Origin of the sequence: Acinetobacter sp. TYF_19 (genome assembly GCF_043105125.1) — a bacterium.
Lineage (GTDB): Bacteria > Pseudomonadota > Gammaproteobacteria > Pseudomonadales > Moraxellaceae > Acinetobacter > Acinetobacter johnsonii.
Window position 1 is genome coordinate 32168 of the sequence record NZ_JBICLH010000080.1, and the last position, 24243, is coordinate 56410.

General features: G+C 38.4%; 21 protein-coding genes. 13 read left to right on the plus strand and 8 right to left on the minus strand.

All coding sequences use genetic code 11. The features are described 5' to 3' along the window. Positions 1 to 78 precede the first annotated feature (78 nt). Positions 79 to 852: an alpha/beta fold hydrolase gene (locus ACF8FD_RS11840; RefSeq protein ID WP_151837188.1), complete on the plus strand. Its 774-nt coding sequence runs from the start codon at positions 79 to 81 to the stop codon at positions 850 to 852. Here ACF8FD_RS11840 and ACF8FD_RS11845 read toward each other — a convergent pair whose 3' ends face one another. The 6 genes from ACF8FD_RS11845 to tssH are packed head-to-tail and all read right to left on the minus strand — an operon-like array spanning position 853 to position 8449. Continuing rightward, positions 853 to 1821, minus strand: a complete 969-nt coding sequence (locus tag ACF8FD_RS11845) for a M15 family metallopeptidase (protein WP_125273823.1) — start codon at positions 1819 to 1821, stop codon at positions 853 to 855. Beyond that, positions 1818 to 2417 carry a hypothetical protein gene (locus ACF8FD_RS11850; protein WP_234304956.1) on the minus strand — a complete coding sequence of 200 codons (600 nt, stop codon included), beginning with the start codon at positions 2415 to 2417 and terminating at the stop codon, positions 1818 to 1820. The genes ACF8FD_RS11845 and ACF8FD_RS11850 overlap by 4 nt, the downstream gene beginning before the upstream one ends. A gap of 11 nt (positions 2418 to 2428) precedes the next feature. Further along, positions 2429 to 3226, minus strand: a complete 798-nt coding sequence (gene icmH / locus ACF8FD_RS11855) for a type IVB secretion system protein IcmH/DotU (RefSeq protein WP_062034902.1) — start codon at positions 3224 to 3226, stop codon at positions 2429 to 2431. 11 nt (positions 3227 to 3237) lie between these two features. Beyond that, entirely contained in the window at positions 3238 to 4602 is a 1365-nt protein-coding gene (gene tssK / locus ACF8FD_RS11860; protein ID WP_234304955.1) for a type VI secretion system baseplate subunit TssK, read from the minus strand. Positions 4603 to 4607: 5 nt separating this feature from the next. Then, on the minus strand, positions 4608 to 5738 hold the full coding sequence (gene tssA, locus ACF8FD_RS11865) for a type VI secretion system protein TssA (protein WP_234304954.1): 1131 nt from the start codon (positions 5736 to 5738) through the stop codon (positions 4608 to 4610). Between the two features lie 23 nt (positions 5739 to 5761). Beyond that, a complete protein-coding gene (gene tssH, locus ACF8FD_RS11870; RefSeq protein WP_392453413.1) occupies positions 5762 to 8449 on the minus strand; it encodes a type VI secretion system ATPase TssH in 2688 nt (895 codons plus the stop codon). 360 nt (positions 8450 to 8809) lie between these two features. Here tssH and ACF8FD_RS11875 point away from each other — a divergent pair, with 360 nt between their 5' ends. From ACF8FD_RS11875 to ACF8FD_RS11930, 12 genes are all read left to right on the plus strand, one after another. Next, on the plus strand, positions 8810 to 9010 hold the full coding sequence (locus ACF8FD_RS11875; protein ID WP_279679094.1) for a hypothetical protein: 201 nt from the start codon (positions 8810 to 8812) through the stop codon (positions 9008 to 9010). Positions 9011 to 9021: 11 nt separating this feature from the next. Further along, the gene (locus tag ACF8FD_RS11880) at positions 9022 to 9459 is read left to right on the plus strand and encodes a hypothetical protein (RefSeq protein WP_279679093.1); all 438 of its coding nucleotides are present in this window, start codon (positions 9022 to 9024) and stop codon (positions 9457 to 9459) included. Between the two features lie 40 nt (positions 9460 to 9499). Next, positions 9500 to 10003 carry a type VI secretion system contractile sheath small subunit gene (tssB, locus tag ACF8FD_RS11885; RefSeq protein ID WP_234304952.1) on the plus strand — a complete coding sequence of 168 codons (504 nt, stop codon included), beginning with the start codon at positions 9500 to 9502 and terminating at the stop codon, positions 10001 to 10003. Beyond that, positions 9996 to 11477, plus strand: a complete 1482-nt coding sequence (gene tssC, locus ACF8FD_RS11890) for a type VI secretion system contractile sheath large subunit (RefSeq protein ID WP_218289409.1) — start codon at positions 9996 to 9998, stop codon at positions 11475 to 11477. The genes tssB and tssC overlap by 8 nt, the downstream gene beginning before the upstream one ends. 46 nt (positions 11478 to 11523) lie before the next feature. Further along, positions 11524 to 12027 carry a type VI secretion system tube protein Hcp gene (locus ACF8FD_RS11895; RefSeq protein ID WP_004693082.1) on the plus strand — a complete coding sequence of 168 codons (504 nt, stop codon included), beginning with the start codon at positions 11524 to 11526 and terminating at the stop codon, positions 12025 to 12027. A gap of 66 nt (positions 12028 to 12093) precedes the next feature. Beyond that, a complete protein-coding gene (gene tssE / locus ACF8FD_RS11900) occupies positions 12094 to 12570 on the plus strand; it encodes a type VI secretion system baseplate subunit TssE (protein ID WP_010326723.1) in 477 nt (158 codons plus the stop codon). A gap of 12 nt (positions 12571 to 12582) precedes the next feature. After that, positions 12583 to 14391, plus strand: a complete 1809-nt coding sequence (gene tssF / locus ACF8FD_RS11905) for a type VI secretion system baseplate subunit TssF (protein ID WP_234304951.1) — start codon at positions 12583 to 12585, stop codon at positions 14389 to 14391. Then, entirely contained in the window at positions 14355 to 15353 is a 999-nt protein-coding gene (gene tssG, locus ACF8FD_RS11910; protein ID WP_234304950.1) for a type VI secretion system baseplate subunit TssG, read from the plus strand. The genes tssF and tssG overlap by 37 nt, the downstream gene beginning before the upstream one ends. Continuing rightward, complete coding sequence (locus ACF8FD_RS11915) at positions 15346 to 16770, plus strand: hypothetical protein (RefSeq protein ID WP_234304949.1); 1425 nt, start codon at positions 15346 to 15348, stop codon at positions 16768 to 16770. The genes tssG and ACF8FD_RS11915 overlap by 8 nt, the downstream gene beginning before the upstream one ends. Positions 16771 to 16860: 90 nt before the next feature. Further along, the gene (tssM, locus tag ACF8FD_RS11920) at positions 16861 to 20619 is read left to right on the plus strand and encodes a type VI secretion system membrane subunit TssM (protein WP_392453415.1); all 3759 of its coding nucleotides are present in this window, start codon (positions 16861 to 16863) and stop codon (positions 20617 to 20619) included. 36 nt (positions 20620 to 20655) lie between these two features. Continuing rightward, entirely contained in the window at positions 20656 to 21612 is a 957-nt protein-coding gene (gene tagF, locus ACF8FD_RS11925; RefSeq protein WP_078389300.1) for a type VI secretion system-associated protein TagF, read from the plus strand. A 6-nt stretch (positions 21613 to 21618) separates the two neighbouring features. Beyond that, positions 21619 to 22383: an OmpA family protein gene (locus tag ACF8FD_RS11930; protein ID WP_058869615.1), complete on the plus strand. Its 765-nt coding sequence runs from the start codon at positions 21619 to 21621 to the stop codon at positions 22381 to 22383. A gap of 439 nt (positions 22384 to 22822) precedes the next feature. On the opposite strand, the gene ACF8FD_RS11935 is transcribed toward ACF8FD_RS11930, so the two are convergent. Further along, positions 22823 to 23017 carry a hypothetical protein gene (locus ACF8FD_RS11935; RefSeq protein WP_201706515.1) on the minus strand — a complete coding sequence of 65 codons (195 nt, stop codon included), beginning with the start codon at positions 23015 to 23017 and terminating at the stop codon, positions 22823 to 22825. A gap of 132 nt (positions 23018 to 23149) precedes the next feature. After that, the coding region (locus tag ACF8FD_RS11940) for a zonular occludens toxin (protein WP_392453414.1) at positions 23150 to 24243 on the minus strand (1094 nt) is incomplete at its 5' end.

Below are 24243 nucleotides of genomic sequence, written 5' to 3' on the forward strand. Positions count from 1 at the left end.
AGCTCAATATAAAAAGTCATTTGATTTATTTCCATTAAAAATTCAATATCTATAGCAATCAAATAAAGTAAGTTTCATATGATCCTAAATCATCAATTTCATCAAAATGAGCAGGCGCCTACAAAAACATTGGTCTTTGTCCATGGTTTATTTGGCAGTTTAAGCAATTTAGGGATGTTGGCACGGGAGTTTTATTCAAGCCACCATGTATTACAGGTAGATGTACGTAATCATGGGTTATCGTCACATTCAAATGTGATGAATTATGAGGTTATGGCAGCTGATCTAATTGAAACTTTAGATGAACTCAACATCGAATACTTTTCTTTGATCGGGCATTCGATGGGTGGAAAGCTGGTGATGAAAGTGACCGAACTCGCAGGAGATCGACTAGATCAACTGGTGGTGTTGGATATTACGCCTATTGCTTATAAAGAAAATCATCATGAGCAGATTTTTAAAGCGCTCTTTGCCGTACAAAAAGCACATATTGAAACACGTCAGCAAGCCATAGAAATCATGCGTGAATATCTCAAAGAAGAAATGGTAATTCAGTTTCTATTAAAATCTTTTAGCAAAGGAAAGTGGTTGTTTAATGTAGACGCACTATATCAGAACTATGCCCAAATTCTGTCATGGGAAAATATAGAGACATGGCATAAGACTGCATTGTTTATACGTGGTGGAAACTCACCTTATGTAGAAAAGCCAGAATATATAGAAGCTATCCAATCGCAGTTTTCTCAAGCCCAGATTCAGACGGTGGCAGATGCTGGACACTGGTTACATGCAGAGAAAACTGCGCAAGTTCTGCAAATCATTACCCAATATTTGAGTCAGCCTTCAACCTGATTAACTCAAATTCGCAGCTGAAAGTTGTCCTTCAGAGGTCAGCTTTTCAGCCATTTCCGCAGTTTTCTTTAAATTCGGCATTCGATATTCAGTATGGCCATAGTCTTGGATCGACTTCCAACGCCCGCCCCAAGTTAAACCTACAGATTCTGCAACTTCACCATAGAGCTGATAGCCACGCATCGCCCATGGATCTCGTTCAGAAATAACGACTTTTCCATCCCGCTTAAATGCGACATCCGCCGCCAATCCAAATTGGTGATAACTCTGATAACCCCGTGCCAAAGTCGTATTTTTATTGCTGGCTAAAGAATTCTGACGCTGCGGGCTACGATAGCCTTCCAGTAAAACCAGTTCATATCCATGTTGCTCACGCATTATTTTAAATACCATCAGTAAACGTTGTTTATAGCGTGGGTTCATTTTGTGCCACTTACGATCAGCCGTTGCTAAATTGTCATGTGAATGAGTTGAATGTACATCCTGAATACTTGGATCGTAATTCAAAGCACTGGCTTGAATAGAATTATTATTAAGATCCGCTTGCTCAAGCAGACTTGCTTCAACTATGGCCGCCGCAACTAAGGATTCTTCGATCTCTGGTGGTGGGGACAAAATTTGTCCATCAAGTAGGGCATAAATTTGTGGATCCGATTGTTTTAAATAATCGGCTTCGATTTTAGTGGGTGTGACTGGACTGGTAAAAGCAAACATTAAGATGCTGGCAAATAGAAATAGACCTGCAACCAATATCCACCACTGCTGAATATGCCAATGCGACTGCAATTGCTCGGGCGCAGCAGCATGATTTATATGCTGTGCAAAATGACGAGCGGATTGAAATCTTTTTTTTCCTTGAGGAATTAACCCGACAAAAAAGCCTGCTAATTTTACTCTGAGTTCATAGGACAGTGCTAAACCTAGCCCTAGTGACAAGATTAGAAAAAGCGAAAAAAGAGCATAAATCATAGTCTGATAGTAGCTGGAATTGGGGCTTCGACGGTACGAGTTGTAATCTTGGTTTGTACACTCCCTGTGGGAGATTCTTCGGATTTTTCCACTGCCTGTTCTGCTTTGGCTACTTTGTCGTGATTTTTATCTTTCGGTGCGGCCGAACTTTGCGTTGACGAGTTTTGTTTCTTATTTTCTTTTGGTAAGGGCTGTGAACTAGCACTCTTCATCGATGGTGCAGAAACTGTTTCAGCTGGACGAAGAAATGCTTTGCTTAATTCATCTTCTTTGGGTTGAGGAAAATCAGAAGGCGGCTCAGTTACATTTGAAGGTTGAACACTTTTAGAAGGGATGACTTTAGTCGTTTCAAAAATAGCTTCGGGTTCCCGCGTCGGGGCTTCATTATCGACTGAGGGTTCAGTGACATCGACGCTAGAACTTTGACTAACCTGTATTAAATCATTTTTTTGTTGTGTAAAAAAGTAAGTAAAACCAAGAGTAGCCATTAATAAGACACCACTCAAAAAACCACCAAATGCATAGAGCATAGGTGAAATATTTTTCTTTTTTGTAGACGTCAAAATTTTGACTGAAGTCTGTTTTTCATGAGCCATGGAGTTAGTTCTTAGGGTAAATGAATAGTAATATGTGCCTGTTCTGTTGGCGTAGAAATGACATTTTCATATGTGGCCAAAGAATTCGTACTTTGCTTTGATAACATATAACGCAAGCCTGCAAAGGATAAGAGCGCGAATACGATTAGAAAAAGTAAAATCCAGTAAAAAGGAAGCTCACGGTGAATCATGTGTTTAATTTGATCTGGGAGCGATGCAAAAGGGGAAAAGGCCGCCTTTTTCCCTTTCAAATAATCAATTTCATCGCCCACACGTGCCACCAAATGGTTTAAATTTTCTATAGATTCAATACGATATCTACCATGAAAACCCAGAAGCATGCAGTAATGATAAACTTCAAGTGCGGCTAATCGACTATTTCCTTTACGGCGTAACTCTTCTAAAATTTCGAAAAAACGATAACCCGCAAGTTGTGAGCCAAATAAACTAAGCTGTAAGGGACTGATTAACCAACTATTTTGGAGCTCGAAAAATTTTGCATCTTGCTGAGTCACAATGGTTTCATCTAATAATGCACAGTAAGCATATTTAGCATCTTGAATGTCATCGGATGAAAATTGTAATTTTCGGGCTTGGTTTTCAAAACGGTTGAGTAGGGCAATGATTTTTTCGCGAAATTCAGTCGAACTACTCGGTATATATTTGTTTTTCAATAAAAATACAATATAAAACCCGTCATGGAGTAAGTCTACCAAGTTGGTTGTGCTGGTGGCTTTGGCGGTCATGGGCTGAGAAATTGAACCAGTTCCAATTTGTCCATCATCAAAAAGTGAAGGGGCATTATTCATGATTCATTTCCTTAGCCATTCATCACAGCAATCAATTCAACAGCAATATCTTGGAAACCCGCTGGAATATAAATACAAATCGACTCGGCATCCAACATGCGTTGGTATAAGTCATTATTTGGTTCAATTTCAAAGTAACTCACACCAGATCGTACTGGAATAGCGGTTGGAACCTGCATTAAATGATGCAAAGGAACTGCAGGTAGTGCGGCGATGACGCGTTGTTCAACATCTACGGTATTGCCCACTTTAAATCGTAACGGAACCAATTGAATTAGTTCGTGACTTTGCATCATGCTGCTAGAAACAGCCAAGTAAAGTCTTGAATCTCGAGTAATTTTGTCTGACTCTAAACTGCCTAACCAATAAGATGGTCGTGTTTCTTTCAATTGGATACTGATGTAGCGGTTTGAAATAATCGTATCTAATAACTCACGTAGAATGACATCGAGCTGACTAAAACTTTCTTGTAAATTATGGTGTTGATAGCGAGGTAAATGATCAACCTCATGAGCCGTTGAAAAGGTCAGTAATGAGCCTATTAAACGTAATAATTCAAAAAACAGTCGCTCTGGATGGATATGCGGATATTGCAATAAATGATTCAACGTCGCGTGTGCTGTGTTGAGTGCATTGACCAACCAAAATGACACAATGTCGCCAGAGCGAAACTCAATCAGTTTTTGCTCATTTTCTCGATTATTACTTTGAATGGTCTTAATTTTCGCTTTGATGACATTTAAACTGCGTTTCAAACTCGAGATAAGATTTTCAGAAGATTCAATATGCAAGATAGGCGGAATAAAATGACGATCAAATTCAAATTGACCTGAGCTTTGACGTTTAATTTTTGCTAAAGCTAAATACAAAAAACCATCCAGTTCTTGATTCGGTTCTACGTTCGCCTCTAACAAGCGAAACTCTGCACGGCGGCGCAATAAGGTGATATCTGCTGCAGTTGCATCTGTAAATAAATCGTGGGTTGAGGTCAGATAAGAGTGGTAGCGACCAAACTGTGTACTATTTTCAGCGCTCACATTTTTCTTATTGGCTTGTACAATCGGCAAGGCTAAATAAACCAGGATTTCGCCACGTAAATTCAGTTCATCTAATAACACTGGCTCTGGCAGCAAATCACGTGTTGGCGCCTGATAAATTTCGCCATCTTGCCAAATCATACTAATACTTTCGAGTGCCAAGATATGTGTGTGTAACTGGGCTTCATCAAATTGAATATTTTGAATGCCATAGGCAAATGGAATCGTGGAACGAATGGTATGATTCAGACGTTGTTCATGATACGCATCTTGTAATTGAAAATGTTGAGGACGTAAAAATAGACCTTCACCCCAAAGTATTTTTTCTGCTTTAAACATTTAGATTACCAGTCGCTTGATTCATTTGCTTGTTGCACGCCCAGTAGTTCTTGGACGTTATGCAGTGGATTTTCGTTTTTAATGACTTGATTTAACCATTCATGTAGTGGCATCTGACTCCACTTGATGGTTTTCTGTAACATATAGCTTACGGGACTATGCGGTTCATTGGCTTGGAAATAGTCAGAAATTTCTTGTAATACCCGCATGGCTTGTTCACGGTTTGCCAAGTGATTTTGCGGTTGAACCTGAAAGCCTTTGGATGGATGGACGGTGTTCATGTCAATCTCTTGTTCTTTGTGCTGGGTAAATGAAAGTGCCTGTGTTGTTATCGTTCTGGCAGCAGAAGACTCAGACGTTTGTGTCGCCATTACAGGTTGGGTAAAAACATCGGTTTTATAGAGCTTTTTTAAACTGGTGTGGATGTTTTCAAGCTGAGTATCAATAGCAGCAAAGCTTGGTGCATCTAAGCCCATTAAGGTATCTAATACACTTTTCAAAATTGACCATTCAGCCAGAATCGCCGAAAAATGTTGATAGTTCTGATATTGAAATGATTTTGATGTATTGAACAAGCTCTGCTCAAATTGTTCTAAAATCTGAGAGCTATTGGTATCATCTGTATAACTTTCGACTTGTTTCAACAAATGGTTTTTTTGTCTCAGTAAGGCTTCATAATCACTGAGTGAAAATGAAGGAACATTCACGATAGCGACTTGTTTAATCAGTGGAATCAAATGATTAATTGAACCTTGCAATAAACCTAGACGTTGATCTAAATCTTCGTCTTCAATTTCAGGATGAAGTTGTGTCCAATACTCATTTAGCGTCCGATGCATAAGCTCTAGGGCTTTTGCAGTACCTTCAAATCCGTATAAATTTGACCACGCTTCAAGTAACCAGCCCAATAAGCGTAAATCTTTTGATTTTCCCGTGAGAATCTCGATAGATTTTTGTTCAACGAAATGCCAGTCTGCTTGCTTGGGTTCAGCAACCCAGTCGCCTTGATCGAGTAGTGGATCATCCTGAGTTTTTGCAATTTTGATAGCGTGGAATTCATTGGAAAAAGACAAGTCTTGTCCACATGGTTGATCGCTTGAGATAGGAGACAATAAAGGCTCGATTTCTAAGCTCATAATTTTACACTCTATATATTCTATTAAACTTGATTCGCTTTATTTTTAGCAGGATGTCGTTTCTTTTTAGCCGTGGTCTTTTCGACAGGGTCTAAAACATAAGTAATTTCATCATCTTTGACATCGATCTGAATGACTTTAGGCAAATAGTCTGCTGCCAAAGCTATCAATATCTCTGTGGCTAAAGCTGGCAATATACTGGCATTCAAAATGTGATCAACATTCCGTGCGCCGCTATCGACTTCCGTACAGCGACTTAATAACAGTTCTACCAGTTCCTCTGAATATTGAACTTTGGTTTGGTACTGCTTCTCAAGGCGAGAGGTTATTTTCTTGATTTTATGATGGATAATTTGAATCAGTAAATCATCATGCAGTGGGAAATAGGGAACGATACGCATGCGCCCTAAAAAAGCAGGTTTAAACTGTTTATATAAACTTGGTTTTAACTGCTCTGCTAAGTTTTCCGCAGTTGGCCATGTCTCAATCGGTTGATTCAAACACGCCTGCATAATGGCATTCGAACCTACATTCGAGGTCAAAATAATGGTGGTATTTTTAAAGTCGATGATTCGACCTTCACCATCCTCAAGTGTACCTTTGTCAAAAACTTGATAAAAGAGTTCTTGAACATCATTGTGTGCTTTTTCAATTTCATCCAGTAAAACCACACTATAAGGATTGCGGCGAACCGCTTCAGTCAGCACACCACCTTGACCATATCCCACATATCCTGGTGGGGCACCTTTTAAAGAAGAAACGGTATGTGCTTCTTGATATTCAGACATATTAATGGTGATCAGGTGGGATTCTCCACCATAAAGCTCACTCGCCAGCGCAAGTGCGGTTTCGGTTTTACCGACGCCACTTGGCCCTACCAACATGAATACGCCTTGCGGTTTATTGGGATCATCCAATTTTGCTTTAGATGTTTTAATTCCCTGAACCAGTTGATGTAGGGCAGAGTCTTGCCCCATAACACGCTCAGCCAGTTTGCTTTCTAGGCTGAGGATCTGTTTTATTTCATCGTTCACCATATTGCCAACAGGAATACCGGTCCAGTCTGAAATAATTTCATTAATGATTTGTGCATTAACTCGCTCAAACACTAAGGGATTTTGACCTTGTACAGTGCTTAATTCTTCACGAAGCACAGCAATCTCTTTTTGAGCATTGTTAACAGTTGTATCTTGTTGGCGTTGTTTTATCTGTTCAACAAGCGCTCTTTCTTTTTGCCACTGCGTTTGAGTGTACTCAATTTCACACTCAAGCTGTGCTAGTTTTTGCTTTAGATCGTGCAATCTCTCATGATGAATCGGCAAATTTTTATGTTCATTTTCTAAGATTTCATATTCAAGTTTGATGTTATGTTGTTGAGCAAGTATCTGATCTAACTTCACAGGTTGTGCATTTTGAGTGAGCGCTACACGCGCTGCGGCTGTATCGAGTACGCTAATCGCTTTGTCTGGGAGTTGGCGGCCACTAATATAACGATGTGAAGAGTGTACGGCTGTGACGATGGCTTCATCATCAATATTTAAATTAAAATGATTGGCCATGACTGGTAGCATGGCACGTAACATATCGATGGCGACATTTTCGGTTGGTTCTTCAACTTTAACGACTTGAAAGCGTCGACTGAGCGCTGCATCTTTTTCAAAATATTGTTTATATTCAGCCCATGTGGTTGCTGCAATGGTACGTAACTCACCACGAGCCAGTGCGGGTTTTAATAGATTGGCAGCATCATTTTGGCCTGCTTGACCTCCCGCACCAATCAAAGTATGTGCTTCATCAATAAATAAAATTATAGGATGAGTGGCAGACTGAACCTCTTGAATCACTTGTTTCAGGCGATTTTCAAATTCACCTTTTACACTGGCACCTGCTTGTAATAGTCCCATATCAAGCGTATGCAGCTGAACATTTTTTAAAGCATCAGGCACTTGGTTGTTCACGATTTTTAAAGCCAAACCTTCAACGACAGCCGTTTTTCCTACACCCGGTTCACCAGTTAAAATGGGGTTATTTTGGCGTCGACGCATTAGGATATCGAGCATTAAACGTATTTCAAACTCACGACCAATAACAGGGTCGATAAGGCCACTTTGTGCCTTTTGGGTCAGGTTAATTGTATATTGATCAAGTGCTGGCGTTTTGTTTTTAGCCAAATGCTGTGCAGGCTCAGTGCTTTCGCTTGGCGCTGTTTCCTGTAAAGCATCTTGTTCGATACTGTTTGAGCATAGGTCTAAAAATTTATGCTTCATTGTGTCGATCGGGAACAGTTCAAATTGGCCCGAAGCGCGTAATGCCATTTGATGCAAATCTGGTGCTGTTAAAAGTGCTACCAAAATATGACCTGTTCGAATGACAGGATTTTGTTCGGCTGAAGCAAGTAACCACGCTTGCTCCAATAAACGAATAATGGATTGAGCAAATATCGGGGTACGAGTATTTCCTTTAGGCAACTGGGAAAGACTGAATTGTAAATCCTTAACTAAAAAATCATGGGAAATTTTATATTTTTCAACTAATAAGTGGAGATCATTTGGCTCTTGTTGTTCTAATAATTCAAGAAAAAAATGCTCAATTTCGATTTCATAATTTTGTTGATTAATACAACTATTTGCAGACTTCTCTAGAGCAACACGCGCATGATTAGATAGCTTCTTAATTAATATTTTAAGGTTATTCATATGTAACTCAGTCATGCTTTATAGCAAAGTTTTTACAAGACAAATATGCCAATGGCTATCTGTGTTTTTAGTGTAAATATAAAATTATTTATAAATTAGCATTTTACAAGCCATTATAAATGCTATTTGGCGGGTATTTTATATATATGCCATCATAATACACAAATGAAATTTAGATAAAAAAGAAGATATATTACAAAAAGCAAACACAGTTACTTTTGAGTAACATTTCTTCCCTTGACTTTAGGTGCCATATTTTTGTTAAATCCAAGCGCATTATATAAGCAGAAAGTATTTACCTAGGGTGTGTATATTTTAAATCGAAGTTACTGATAATAATTTTAATTTTTTATTCATAAAGGTTTGAGGCAAGTTTTGAAAAAATATTATTTAATTTTACCTACATTCGTTTTATTAACGGTGACACCATTTGCTTTTGCAGCGGTAGAAGAGGGTATTAGTTTAAAAAATAAGTGTATTAAAAATTACCCATTGGTAAATGGTGAAACTGATCACGATTTACTAAATTTATATGCACAGATTTGCGATAGTAAAAATAAAAAAATGATGAGCTAAAAAATAAATTATTGGTTCAAGCTGCTAGTCGATATCAAGAACTTGGGAAAAGTTATAAAGCACTTCAACTGGTTGAAGAGTTAAATGCGCGAAATATTAATCATACATCATTAACAGATACTCGGTTTTTAGCTGGCGTTTCGATTGCAAATACGGCGTTAAACCATATGCGTCAAGAAGAAATGCGCTATTTATCTACAGATTTAACCTATCCGCCTGCCAAAGAGCTGTCTAATCTCGTTCGTAATTCTTTGCCTGCGCCAGATACGAGTGATGCAAAGGCTGTGGTGATCAAAGCACCAAAGAAAACCACGCGTAAGACTGCGAGTTCAACCAAACAAACCACAAAGAAAACAACGGCTCAGGTGGCAAAACCCAAAAAAGTTGAGAAAGTACAATCAACAGAAGTGGCGAGCAAACCGAATACAAATCCCTTCAATTCACTTTAAAAACTTTCATTTTTGAAATAATAAAAAACAGGATTTTCATATGGCTAAACGTGAAAGCGTCCAAAAAAAGTTACAGCGTATTCGACCACCTCGGGTACAACTGACTTATGATGTTGAAGTTGGTGATGCTAAAGAAATTAAGGAATTACCATTTGTTGTTGGTGTTTTAGGTGATTTCTCAGCGGCATCTGAAATAGAAAAAACCAAGCTCAAAGACAAAAAATTTATTAATGTTGATTTGGAAAACATTGATGAAGTCATGGAGTCTTTAGCACCACGTGCAGCCTATCAAGTTGAAAATACATTGACTGAAGAAGGTGGACGTATGTCTGTTGATTTGACGTTTAAGTCGATGGAAGATTTTCGTCCTGAAAATGTGGTTCAGCAAGTAGATCCTTTGAGAAAACTGGTGGAAGCTCGTGAACGTTTGACTGATTTGCGTAACAAAATTTCGAATAATGAGCGCTTAGAAGATCTACTTGATCAAGTTCTGCACAATACAGATCAAGTGCGTAAAATGAGTGTGGAGGCTGAAAATGAATAATGCCCAATCTGCTGCAGTTGCTCAAGATACCACTGAAGAATTTACGCTATTAGATTCAATTGTTGAACGTAGTCGAATTGCTCGAAATGAAGAAGAGCATGATCGTGCGAAAAGTTTAATTGGCGAGCTCGCTAAAGAAGTGATGGCGGGGACGATTACTGTTTCAGAAAATATGACATTATCGATTGATAAGCGTATTGCTGAAATTGATGCACTCATTTCAACGCAGCTCAGTAAAATTATCCATGACGAACAATTTCAAAAAATTGAATCGACATGGCGCGGTTTATATTACTTTTGCCAAGAAACGCCATCTAATCCATTGATTAAGATTCGTATGTTGAATACAACGAAGAAAGAATTAATCAAGGATTTTCAAGGCGCAACGGACTTTGATCAAAGTACATTGTTTAAAAAGATCTATGAAGAAGAATATGGGTCATTTGGTGGTGCGCCATATGCCACATTAATTGGCGATTTTGAGTTTGATCGTACACCTTCAGACATGTATTTGCTGGAACAAATTTCACATGTTGCTGCAGCTGCACATGCACCCTTTATTTCTGCAGCAGATGCTAACATCCTCGGATTGGAGTCATTTACGGATATTGACCGTCCGCGTGAAGTATCCAAAATTTTTGAAACCGCTGAATATGTTCAGTGGCGTTCTTTCCGAGAAAGTGATGATGCGCGCTATGTTGCATTAACAATGCCGCGTGTATTGGGTCGTCTGCCTTATCACCCTAAGGAAGGTACAGCGACGGAAGGTTTTAATTTTGTGGAAGAAGTCTCTGGGCAAAATCATGATGAATATTTATGGATGAATGCAGCCTATGCTTTTGGCACGCGTTTGACCAATGCTTTTGATATGCATGGTTGGTGTGCTGCCATTCGTGGGGTTGAAGGTGGTGGTTTGGTTGAAGGTTTACCTGTTCATACCTTTAAAACTAGTGATGGTGAAGTGGTCTTTAAATGTCCAACTGAAATTGCGATCACTGACCGTCGTGAAAAAGAGCTCAGTGATCTTGGCTTTATTCCTTTAGTACACTGTAAAAATACAGATTACGCAGCATTTTTTGGTGCGCAATCGACGCAGAAACCTAAAAAGTATAATAGCGATTCTGCCAATGCAAACTCGGCTTTATCTAGCCAAATTCAGTACATTATGGCCGTTTCACGTATTGCACATTATTTAAAAGCCATGATGCGAGATAAAGTCGGAAGCTTTGCTTCGGCTGGAAACATTGAAACATTTTTAAATGAGTGGTTGGCTCAATATATTTTGCTTGATGACGGGGCTTCACAAGAGGCGAAAGCACAATATCCGCTGCGTGAAGCATCTGTCAAAGTTGTAGAGAACCCAGCACAACCGGGGCACTACAAATCTGTGGTTTTCTTAAGACCACATTTCCAGTTGGATGAGTTGTCAGTATCACTGCGACTTGTTACTGAGTTACCTCAGTCCTCAAGCTAATTTGAGTGTCAACACATAATAACTTTAGAATAGGAAAAGATTACAAATGAAAGACATATACGTACAGTTCAGAGGTAAATATAAGGTCGATGGCGAGTCACGTGATACAGAGCACCAAGGCTGGTTAGAGGTGAACTCTTGGTCGCACAATATTCGTCAGCCAAAGTCTGCAACATCATCAAGTGTTGGTGGTCATACGGCAGAACGTGTTGAACACTCAGACATGCTTTTTGTTAAAGATTTGGATGCAACCAGTCCAAAACTTTGGGAAGCATGTTCAGCGGGTTATACCTTTGATGAAGTACAAATTGATTTTTATCGCGCAAATGGCGATAAGCGCATCAAGTATCTACAAATTAAATTGAAGCATGTTTTGGTTTCAAGTGTTACACCAACAGTAAGTGAAGAAGGTGTTCCGCTTGAAGGATTTGGTTTGAAATATGCTGCTGTGGAATGGACGTATAACCAGCAAGATATTAATGGCACACAAAAAGGTGCTGTGACCAAGAAATGGTCTCTATCAAACAATACTGCATCATACGCTGCATAAAAATAACTGAAAAAATAAAGGCTAACCAACGTTGGCCTTTATTTATGCGAGATGATTTTAATCAACATGAATCTAGATCAGCTTTATCCCTATGGGTTTAGAAAAACGCTATTTGACCGATTACTACCGACCACTGAACAGGACCGATTGGGGATGTCTCTTCAGGAGCTACGTGAATCCGTCGCGACCGACTTAGAAGATTTGTTGAACAGTCGTATGGCGAATTTTAATGATTCAATTGATGCTTTTCCGTTGGTAAAAAAGTCCATTGTTCAATTTGGAATCATTGATTTTGTTGGATTATCGACTGCGAATCCGACCGATCGCGATAAAATTTGCCAGTCGATTGCAGCGTCTATTACAGCGCATGAGCCGAGACTAAAACAAATCAAAGTCGAAATGTTGCTCGATGGGCAGAATATGGGGGCTTTGTGTTTGAGTATTCAAGCCTATTTAAATATTCATCCTTTATATGAACCCGTCATTTTTGATGCTTTGCTCAAACCGACAACACAACAATATGTTATTTCTGCAAGAGCTTAATGGGGCTGATTTGTGATTGAAGAATTATTACCGTACTACGAAAAACAATTACAAGAATTTGGGCAGCAGTCCCGTGAGTTTTCGCAAAAATACCCAAAAATCGCTCAGCGTTTATCCTTAAACCAAGAGCAAGTAGATGATCCGCATATTGAACGCTTAATTCAGTCCTTTTCTTTAATTGCAGCAAGAATTGATAAGAAACTGGCGGACAGTTACGACATCTTTACCCGGTCTTTGTTTGAGGTGATGTTTCCTCAATACCTCAAACCATTTCCTGCATGTACCGTGGTCAGTTTTGAAGACTTAAATAAGTGTAAACAATTAACTGAAGCTCATCTTATTCCTAAAAATACTGCAATAAAATCAAGAAGTTTTAAAGGTATACAATGTGAATTTAGCACCACACAAGAACTAAAGTTATTACCCATTGAACTGAGTCATCTCAATTTTAAAACGAATCCTAGTGCGCATATGCATTTAAATCAAAATGCAACGCTTAGCTTAGGATTTAATATTTTTAATCAGGCACATCGAATTTTAGAAAAAGAAAATTTGCCTATTTATTTGGATGCGATATCCAATTTTCCACTACAAGTTTTGGATGCTGTGTTCCAGTCGAGTACAGGATTTTCATTAAAGGTTGGTCATCGCGTCATCGACATCCCAAATCCGTTTAGTATCATGGGTTTTGCTGAAAGTGAAAGTTTGTTGCCCTTAGATCAACATACACATCATGCATACCGGCTGTTGATGGAATATTTCTGTTTTTCTGAAAAATTTAATTTCCTCAATATGAACTTAGGTTTGTTAAAACATTTAAAAAAAGAGCAAAATCAGTTTGAAATTTTGATTCATCTTAAATTAAATTTAAATGATCAGGTCAATATTCGAAATTATTCTGAGTTGAATATCGCAAATTTTAAATTATATGTCGTACCAGTTATCAATTTATTTAAAAAACAGGCTGAACCTCAAAAAATTAATCATCAACAACTCGAATATCCTTTAATTACTGATGCTCATCATCCTGAGTTTTATCAAACTTATTCGATTACTAAAATGCAAATGATTCGTGAAAAGTCGAATAAAGATCAAACTACTTTTGACATTTATCCATTTTTTGCGATGAGTCATTATCAAAAGGATGAGACTCAGTTTTTTTATAGTTTGAATTCGGCACAGCTACAAAATAAATATGTTGAAACAGGTTATAGTATTATTTCAAAACATTTATCACCTGAAACAACCAAATCTGATTTTATCAGTACGCAATTATTATGCTCCAATCGTGATTTACCCCATGAGGCATTGAGCCAAGCCAACAATATATTAAATTTGAATGATAGTAGTCTAGCACGGCGAGCTGTGGTTTTAAAAAGACCGAATAAACCCTATTACTTTGAACAAAATAAAAAAGAGCAATGGCGGATCATTTCGCATTTATCATTAAATACTTTATCTCTCACTAAGGGAGATGCTCTAAGCCATATTCAAGAACTACTTGAACTCTACAATCTGCCTCAGCTTAAAGAAAACCACCTTATTATTAATGCGATTCAGTCGGTTAATTTTGAATTAAAGCAAAAGATGGTGGATGCAAAACCATTCCCACTCTTTATACGAGGGTTGAAAGTAAATTTAGGGATTGATTCGAAAGTGTTTCGAGGACATAGCCTGTATATTTTTAGTCAGTTGTTGTCGCATGTCTTTAATCTAAAAGTCCAGATGAACAGTTTTGTCGATGTTGTTATTTCAGATGCTCAATCTCAACAGGAGTTATACCAATGCGTGCAGAACGTTGGTGGCAAGACACTTCTATAGTTGATGTACTGGTTGAACAACCGAACGCTTTTGAATTTATTCAGGCCACGCGATTACTACGCCATGCGGAAGCTCCCCATGCTCAAAAAGAAGGGGATTGGGCAAAGCAGTTTAAGTTTCATAGTTCACTGAATCTCAACTTTCCGAATGCAGAAATTGAGAGTTTAACCCTTGACGAAGAAAAAATTCACTTAACCAATTTAATGATTGGTTTAACTGGGATTCAGGGCACCTTACCGTATAGCTATACCAATAAAATTAAACAAAGTGCACGTATACAACGGAATGAAACACTTCATTTTTTAGGTTTATTTAATCATAAGCTCACAGCGCAATACGTGGATGCATCTTTAGCTTACCATTTACCGATTCGCTATGAGATTGAGCAAGAAAACCATTACCTCGATATTTTGCATGCATTAAATGGTTATGTGAGTGCTCAACATGAGCAACAGGACTTAGATGATTATTTTGCTGAATTCGCTGGGCTAATGCAGGGGCAAAATAATACATCACATGCGCTAAAAACTATGCTGAGTTGCGTGTTTAAGCAACCTTTTAAGATTAAAGAATTTGTGGAAGAGATTTTTCATTTGTCCCCTGAACAAAGAAGCACACTGGGGGGCAATAATCAATTGGGCATCAATACCTTTTGTGGAGAAAATATCCGTCAAATAGATGGAAAAATTGAAATAGAAGTTGGCCCGGTTCCATACACAGAGTATTTAAAATTTTTACCCGACCAAGCTGAGAGTATAAAACTCAAACGATTACTCGCGAGTTGGCTCAGTCCAACACTTGGGGTGGATTTAAGAATCATCCTGAGGAAAGAAGATATTCAACCGATTCAGCTGAGTTCAACGATGACCATTGGTTTATCACAAGGTGCTTTTTTGATGCCGATGCAGACTGAACACAATCATGAAACCTGTTATACATTGATGGGGATGGGGCATGCTTAAGCTCTTTATTGGCACTTTAAGCAGCTTATTGTTGCTTGTTGCAGGAATCGTCATTTTTTACTGGCGTGACATTCAGTATGACCCAACTGGGGCAGACCTGCTTAATTATTTGCTTCTATTTCCACTGATTCTGTGCGTAATTTTATGGTCTCCGGTATTTATTTATCATGCCATTAAAGCTCACCAAAAGCGCAAAGAGCAGCAAAAACAAGCGCAAGTAGAGCAGCATCCGGATGATGAGAACCAACAGGCTGAACCTGTTGAAGTTCAGTGGTTGAACCTGAATATTTATTCATCGTCTGCATATAGTGCCTTTGGGGAAAATGACGAGATTCTTGACGAGATTAAAAAATTTAAAAGCCCAGAGCTCGATACGCAATTACAAAATGCCTATGGCTTACCGATGCTATCTTATCGCATACATGCACTAGACCATGTCATTACAAATCTGGATGATGAAGTCGTTGATCATCCACGCCATATGCGAATCCAAGCCCTGATCGAGCATCAACTAGAACAACATGTAGAAACATTGTGGCAAATCTCACAGCATTTAAAGCAATCGGCTTTATTTTATGACAGTGAATTGGCCTATGAATATCGTATGCATCCGGCATGGATTGATCCTACGAGTGAATATGATAGCAATGAACCAGAGGAACAACCTGATGTGCAGCAGGTTGCTAAATTAAACCGTATCAATATACATATGCTGCTGCCTGAATCGATGTTACATGTTTGGAATGAAGAACAAAGCAGTGATGTCGTACAGGATTATTTAAGTTCACTGGGCGTGATTACGCAGCAAATTCATCTTGAACACCATTATTTCAGTCAAGAAACAGCTTATAAAGATTGGATGCTGTTATTGGAGCAAATTTCTCAGCAGTCAGAGGAAATCACGTTCATCCTGAATGTAGACTCTGAAATTGACCAAGAACTGCTCGATGAAAAAACATGGTTAACCGACCATTACTTGCCTGCTGAATATGCTTCTAGTTGGTGCTTAGCATCATCTTCTTTACCATTACTTGATATCAAACCCTTAAAACAACTCAAGATTGCGCTAAACGAGGCCAATCTTGCCAATCATTTTGCATCCCCACCGATGAAGCAATTAGAACAATTTAAAGATATTCAGCCTTTTGTGCTGATGCTCGATGATATTACAGACATTCAAACCATGAAAAAACTTAACCAAATTTTCGATCGAAGTGGGATTGAATCGCATCACTTCATTCATACCAAACAAAGCTTTGGACATACGCAGCATTTGGCCAAAGTATTTGGATTTATGTTGAGTATGCATTTGCCTGATGAGTTGATGGCGATGATTTATAGCATTGATCAAATGTCTACACATTGTTTTCTACATGCGTGTGAAGACAGTAATATCCCTGTAGAACCAACCATTTAAATTAAAAAAGAATAAGAGAGTATTGTGAATTCTTTATTTTATAACGTCTTAGGTTATGTTTGGCAGTATGTGAGCAACCCGAAAGCTATTATGGCTATATCGGGTTTTGTGGCACTAATGGCCATGTATAACGTCATTCCAGCCAAAATCTTTTGGCCTTTAATGATTTGTTATGTATTCGGGTTGATGCTGTGGGGGATTTATTTACTCATTGTACGTCGTCGACATGCAGCACAAGGTGAAGCACTTGCCGATGCCATTGCACATGACACCAATGCAGAATATGGCAAACAAAAAAACAAAGATGAACTTCATTTGATTCAGCAACAAATGAAAGAGTCTATTCAGTTGATTCGAAAATCAAAACTGGGGGATAAAAAGGGCAATGCTGCACTCTACGAGTTGCCATGGTATATGGTAATTGGTAATCCTGCTGCAGGTAAAAGTTCGGCCATTTATAATTCGGGTTTAAAGTTTCCTTTTGAAGAAACTCATCAAAAATCAGTTTCTGCTGGATTAAGTGGAACGCGTCATTGCGACTGGTTTTTTTCAACAGAAGGCGTGTTATTAGATACTGCGGGTCGTTATTCCGTTTATGCGGAAGATCATTTTGAATGGTTAGGTTTTTTAAATATCTTGAAAAAAAACCGCTCAAAAGCACCAATCAATGGCTTGATCGTGATTGTCAGTATTGCTGAGTTAGTGAGTAACAGTCCAGAAAAGTCGATCAAACTGGCAAAGAATTTACGTGCACGAATTCAAGATCTTACTGAGCGCTTAGAGGTTTTTTCACCTGTTTATTTGGTCTTCTCTAAAATGGATCTGATAGCAGGCTTTACTGAGTTTTTTGAATGCTATGAAGTCGGTGAGTTTGATCAGGTTTGGGGGGCGACACTGCCTTATACAACCGATGGGGCTAATAATGCTGTTGAATTGTTTGAAAAACATTATTCCATTTTATATGACGGTTTAAAAGGCGTCAGTACGACACATCTCAGCCGTCGACACTCGCAGAATATTTCTCCAAGTGTCATGACATTTCCTTTAGAGTTTAAGAGCTTAAAGCCTGCGTTAAAGACATTTATCGGCACGCTGTTTGAAGATAACCCTTATCAATTTAAACCTGTTTTCCGTGGCTTTTATTTCACCAGTGCACTGCAAGAAGGCATTATTGAAAGTCCAATGACCGAGCAAATTGCTCAAGACTTTTTATTGCAAAAAGGTTTAGACAATGAAAATGGCATTCCAACGCGCTCAGTTTCGCAAAACCATGGCTATTTTTTAAAAGGTTTATTTTCAGACATTATTCTGAAAGACAAGAACCTCGTTAAACTACATATTAACCCTAGCCGAAAGCGTCAGCGTTATATTGCCTTTGTTGCCGCTTTATTTGGTGTAGCTATTATTCTAAGTCTATGGGTGTGGTCTTATCGGAATAATCAACAATTGATTGCAGACGTACAAGCCGATTTAGACAAAGTCGTTTTACTTGAAAAGCAATCGGGTCAAGAGTTGTCTACACAACTGAGTGCACTCTTGATTTTACAGGAACGCATGCAGCAGTTGGACCAATTTGAAGAAGATCGTCCTTTAAAGCTGGGTTTTGGTTTATATCAGGGAGATGAGCTGCAGGAGAAGCTAAAAACAGAATATTTAAAGGGTGTTGAGCAAATCGTCTTGATTCCAACACAACAAAATATTGCCCAATATCTACAGCGGGTGAAAAGCAATGAAGAAAAATTGCGTACAAACCACGCAAATGTAGAGCTGACACCTGTTGCAAAAACACAGCAATATTTAGAGCCTAATGATGCAAATCCACAAGATGCATACAATGCTTTAAAAGCCTATTTAATGATGGGCAATACTCAATATATGGATGCAAGTCATTTAAGTGATCAAGTCACACGTTTCTGGCGTTCATGGTTGGATAATAATCGTGGTCAAATGCCTCGCGGAGAAATGATCCAGAAGGCAGAGCAAATTTTGTCGTATAGCATGACTTTAGCTAGCGATCCTAAATTTCCTGTACTCAGCTCAGACAGCTTAGTGGTGGATCAAACGCGTCAAGTTCTCTTGTCTGTTGTTCGTGGAATGCCTGCACGAGACCGTGTTTATAATGAATTAAAAATGCGTGCGGCTGTCCGTTATCCAGCATTAACCATAAAACAAATGCTTGGCGATGCTAATCAAAATGCAATCTTAGGCAGTTATGCATTACCGGGTATGTTTACACATGCTGCATGGTCAGAATATGTTGAACAAGCCATCGATGAAGTTGCAAAACGTCCTACAGATACCAAAGACTGGGTACTCAACAGCACACAGTCGGATGACTTATCATTTAGTGGTAGCCCAGATCAAATTCGTAAACAACTCACAGAACTCTATAAAAAAGAATATATTGCGGAATGGCGGAAATTTTTAGGTGCGATACATTATGCAAAAGCTAAGGATTACGGACAACAGGCGAGTTTCGTTCAAGTTTTAGGCGAGCCTGAAAACTCACCCATTCGAAGTGTTTTTGATCGCGTTGCCAAAGAAACCAGTTGGGACAATCCAGTCGTAATGGCAGAGCTGGCAGCGCCACAAACAGGTTTTGTGGCTTGGTTTAAACGCAAAGTATTAAGACGAGATGAAACTCAGCTTGATGCCAAAGTCATGAATCAAGCGCAAGGCCCGATTTCTAAAGAATTCCAGATGTTTTATCAGTTGGTGCGTAAGCGTGACGACCAACAAAATAAGTCTTTGCTTGATGAATACATGCAATCTTTAGCTCAAGTCCGAAGTAAATTCAATGACTTGAAAAGCTCAGGGGATATTGGACCATCTGCGATGAATTTGGTTAAGTCGACCATTAATGAGCAAAATTCTGTCTTTAATACAACACAGAAGCTGGTAGATGAAAAAATGTCTGTGGGTCTGTCTGAGGTTGATCAAAAACTGCTCCAAAAACTGTTGATGTCGCCACTGACACAATCATTTGAAAGTTTAATTCTCCCAGCGCAAGATGAGATGAATAAGCTGTGGGTTATGCAAGTCTACCAACCTTTCAATACGAACCTGAGTAAAAAATATCCTTTTAACTCTTCAGCGACACTGCAAGCAACCAGCAATGAAATTAGCCAGATTCTTGGCGAAAATGGCAGTATTGCGCGTTATGTCAAAGAGTATCTTGATCCACTGGTTATTCGTCGTGGTTATACCTTGACTTCTAAGACATGGAAAGATTTAGGGATTAGTTTAAATCCACAATTTGTAATGAATTTTAAAAGCTATGTTGCGCCAAGTAATGGCATGGCAACAGGAGCGTTAAATCAAGCTTCGTCTGCACCTACTGGTACAGCGCAATCGAATTTTCAATTTTACCCAATTGAAAATCCTAAGTTTTTATCCTATACCATTGATATTGATGGACAAAGAATGCTTTATGAAAACGGCATTCAACAATGGGTGAATTTTGTATGGCCAAATGCCGGAGCAATTCCAGGTGCACGTATTACAGCCATTGATTTAGATGGGAAAACGCATACGATTTTTGAGGCGCCTGGTGAATATGGCATTAATCGTTTAATTGACGGTGCTGAGCGAACGCAACGTGGCGGAAGCTATGAAATGATTTGGAGAAATCAGCAAAATCCAGAGCTTGCAGTAAAAGTCAATTTCCGTTTAATCAGCGGGGACGCCAATGGTGGAGTAGGCGGGCAGCGCAGTTACAATGGCATGCAACTGGTCGATCAAATTGTCACCAATAAATCCGTACGTGTGGTGGCAGCGCAAACCACACCTTCAGCAACAGCTGCAAGTCCTAAAGCTCCAACACCAGGTATACAGGAGCCTCGTTTATGATTTCTCGAAAGTGGCTAGGTTGTAAGGAGTATTGCGATGGATGAACTGCGGACCTTAGCTTTATATTATGGAAAATGTCCTGCACGTGGTGATTTCTTAAAAACACGCGGCCAGTATGCCTTAATTCAACTGATTGATCAGTGGATTACTGAAGCATTAGAACATGCCATGCAATCAGAGGGATTTAGTCAAGCGTATGAAAATCTACCTTCATTAGACTTTTTTATTGCCAATCCACAAGAAAATAATTTTCTTGTGGCAAATTTGATAGCCAGTCACGATAGTTCTGGTCGTCAATTTCCAATGGTATTGAGTCATTTATTAGAAGTTGAAAATAGTTTTGATAATCTTATTTATGCGCCATATCGCTATAAGCAAACTTTAATAGATTTATTTCAAAAGAATCGTGTGGTACGTTCAATACGTGACCCCAATATCGTGCTCGATAAATTATCTAAATTAAATAATGAGATACAGGTTTTTAATCACAGCGAAGTTTCGGCATTTTATGAACACCATACGATACATTCATTTGCTCAATTACTAAGAATGACCAGTTACGAGCTTGCACAAAGCATGATTGGACTCGGATTATTGTTACAGCCCGTCATTCAACATGGTACTAGTCGCTTAACTAAAGTGTTGATTTTACCTATTAATAACTCTAGCTACTGCTATGAAATTGCAGCTTTTTGGGTAAATCTAATCAGTTTTTTTATTCAAAATCAAAATGCTGAGCTTCTGATAGGGATTTTACATAGCGAAAAACCAGTACTTCTTTTTGGCTTTCAAGGGGCAGATATTATGACCTTAAGTGAAATTTTCACGCAAAAGTTAGATTCAGATCACTGGGTTTCATTGGTTCAAGCCAATTGGATTGATGCATATTTAGAGCAAAATGCCGGTTTGGCAACGCTGGAGCAAGCTTTGTGTGAGCGGCAATTGAGCTTAATACAAGCTGTGAAACTTTTTAAAAAAACTTTTATAGATTAGTAAAATATGAAAATAAATCATAGATTTAAGTCGAATAAATGGCTGCTGACTTTAACGTTGGTTTTGAGCGTGAATGTCTGGGCTGAACCGATTATTGTTGAGGGTGTTGTTCCAAATGATGCCAGTAAGCAAATCATTTTAAACAAGATGTATAGTGTTTATGGCGCTGACCAAGTGATTGATAAAATAAAGGTTAAAGCGGTTAATGCTCCAAATGGTTGGAGTGAATCTGTTGCGAATATGGTGGTTCCAGAGTTAAAAAAAGTTCACCAAGGTAAACTTTCTGTACGTGGTACGCAAATGGAACTTAATGGAAAAATATCGCGTTCAAATGAAGTTCAGCCTACAACAAGCTTATTCCAAAGTTTAGTAACGCCACCATATCGCTTGAATGCGCAGCTTTCTGTCAATCAGGCTGAACAGCAAATTGTAGATGAAGCACTTAAAAACAGAATTATAGAATTTGAATCTGGCAGTGCAGTTTTGGCTATGAGTGGAACTCAAATCTTAGATGAAATGGCGGTGGCTCTGAATAAGGTTGGTGGAAAAAAGGTTAAAATTATTGGACACACAGACAGCTCAGGTGACGCTGCAAAAAATCTTGCTTTAAGTAAAGAGCGTGCTGTAGCTGTTAAAAACTACTTGATCAATAAAAGTATTTCTGCAGAACGTTTAAGTGTTGAAGGATTGGGCTCGAACAAACCCGTTGCTGATAATGCAACTGCAGATGGCCGTAAGAAAAACCGTCGAATTGAATTTGATGTGATCTAAGTTATTTATAAAAAGCTACATAATCAAGTGTGGCTTTTTATAAATAACTTAAATTGCGTATAATGTATATTATGTTAAATAGCATATCCAAGACTGTAGCCTACGCAACCTCAGTTGGTGCTACAGCTCGACATTGTGAATCTTAGTAAAATTATATTCACAATGCCGAGTACGCTAATGAACATAATATACGTTATGCCGAAATCTACGCGCGCAGCCTATCGATGTGATGATCTAATCGTATGAATAATAATTTTATTTGCATAATCTCCTGGTCATTCTCCCGGTCAAAATCTTGTTGTATTTTCTCCAGGTAATTCTCCAGGCATTCACGCATAAACAAATAATCAGCCCTGGTTAAAACGCCCTTTGATCTGTCATAGCTGACTGTTTTGTACAAATGTGGGTTTACACGCATAAATCTTTACCGGCATCTTATTTATGCCTGATCTTTAGAATACCAGCTACGGTACTTATCTAAATAGTTGTTAAATTCAGTGATAAAAACATGAGACATATCTTCATCACTTAAAATCTTTTGTAAAACTTCAAGATTGATTGAAACATTTAAATTCCCACTTAAATGTTGTTTAGCAACTCTTTGCGCTTCATCTGTAACTTGTTGAGATAACATATTTTTCCCCTCAGTTCGCGCCATACGGACGCTCTGTATCTACCGTTTAGAATCATAAGGGAGATTGTAATCAGAGAGAAGAAGTTTTGTATTTCAACAGCATCAGTTCAGGGGTAGACACCCCTTCTATAATTATAGTGAATTAGCCCCTGAAATATCTCTTGGTACTGGTGTACCTAATGGAATTTGTTCAGGTTTAACAACTGGGTTTTGGGCTTTTGCATATCGTTCAGCGTCTAAACGAGCAATATTTTCTTGATAAGCCTTTTTATAGTGATCATCTGATGACTGATCTACAGGCTTTATTTCCTGTTTTTGAGCGAAATAGTTGAAAGGTCTATCACCATCATTAATAACACGTCTGCAATCAGCCTGAGAGACTTTTAAGCGTGTTCCCTGTTGTGTATATGCAATGTACTCACCATTAAATTTGGCACAACCTGAAAAAACAGGTTTTGCAGTAACTTCATATGTCAGATCGGTAAACGACTCATCATTAAAAGGCGTATTCGGGTTATATGAAACTGTAGAAACGGAATGTTCAGAATTACCTACAGATTGATTACCCTTAGATAGATCATCAAACCACTTAACACATTCAGGTTTTTCTACATTAACACCTTTACGACATTCAACTTCAGGAACAAAAGCCTGTGATTGAGTTGCTGAAGTATTGGTTTTATCAGTAGGTTTATGTCCAGTAGAAGCATTTTGAAGATTGGAAAGGTTATTATCTTTTCCGAACATTCCACGAACCGCATCAGCGAAAAAGCCGAAAATAGGAATTTTAAAGAGCAAGGTAAGGATAATAATTGCGCCAATTAAAATAAAAAATGCGTTTCTAATCCATTTCCAAGGCATTTTAAACCGCATAGATGAATGGTTTGCAGCACTGGTATATAGACGCTGAATCGACTTTTTATAAGTCAATAATTTGTATTCAGAATACTTTTTAGGTTCACGTTTTGAATCAGCAGCTGCACGAGGATTCGACAAGAACTGGTCAAATGTATAGATAGAACAGCAATTGGGATTACCGTGCGGTCTCTTTACGAAATACAGGACATGGACAATTTTTCTTAATGATTTATGCAAGTTATCAGGATCAGGAGTCATCAAGAAAAGATCAATGTCATAGTGACGAATCTTTGATAATTCTAGAATCATTGGGTTTTTTGAAGGTCGATTACCATCGAATAAAAACTCAGGTCTATCCTGAAATTCAT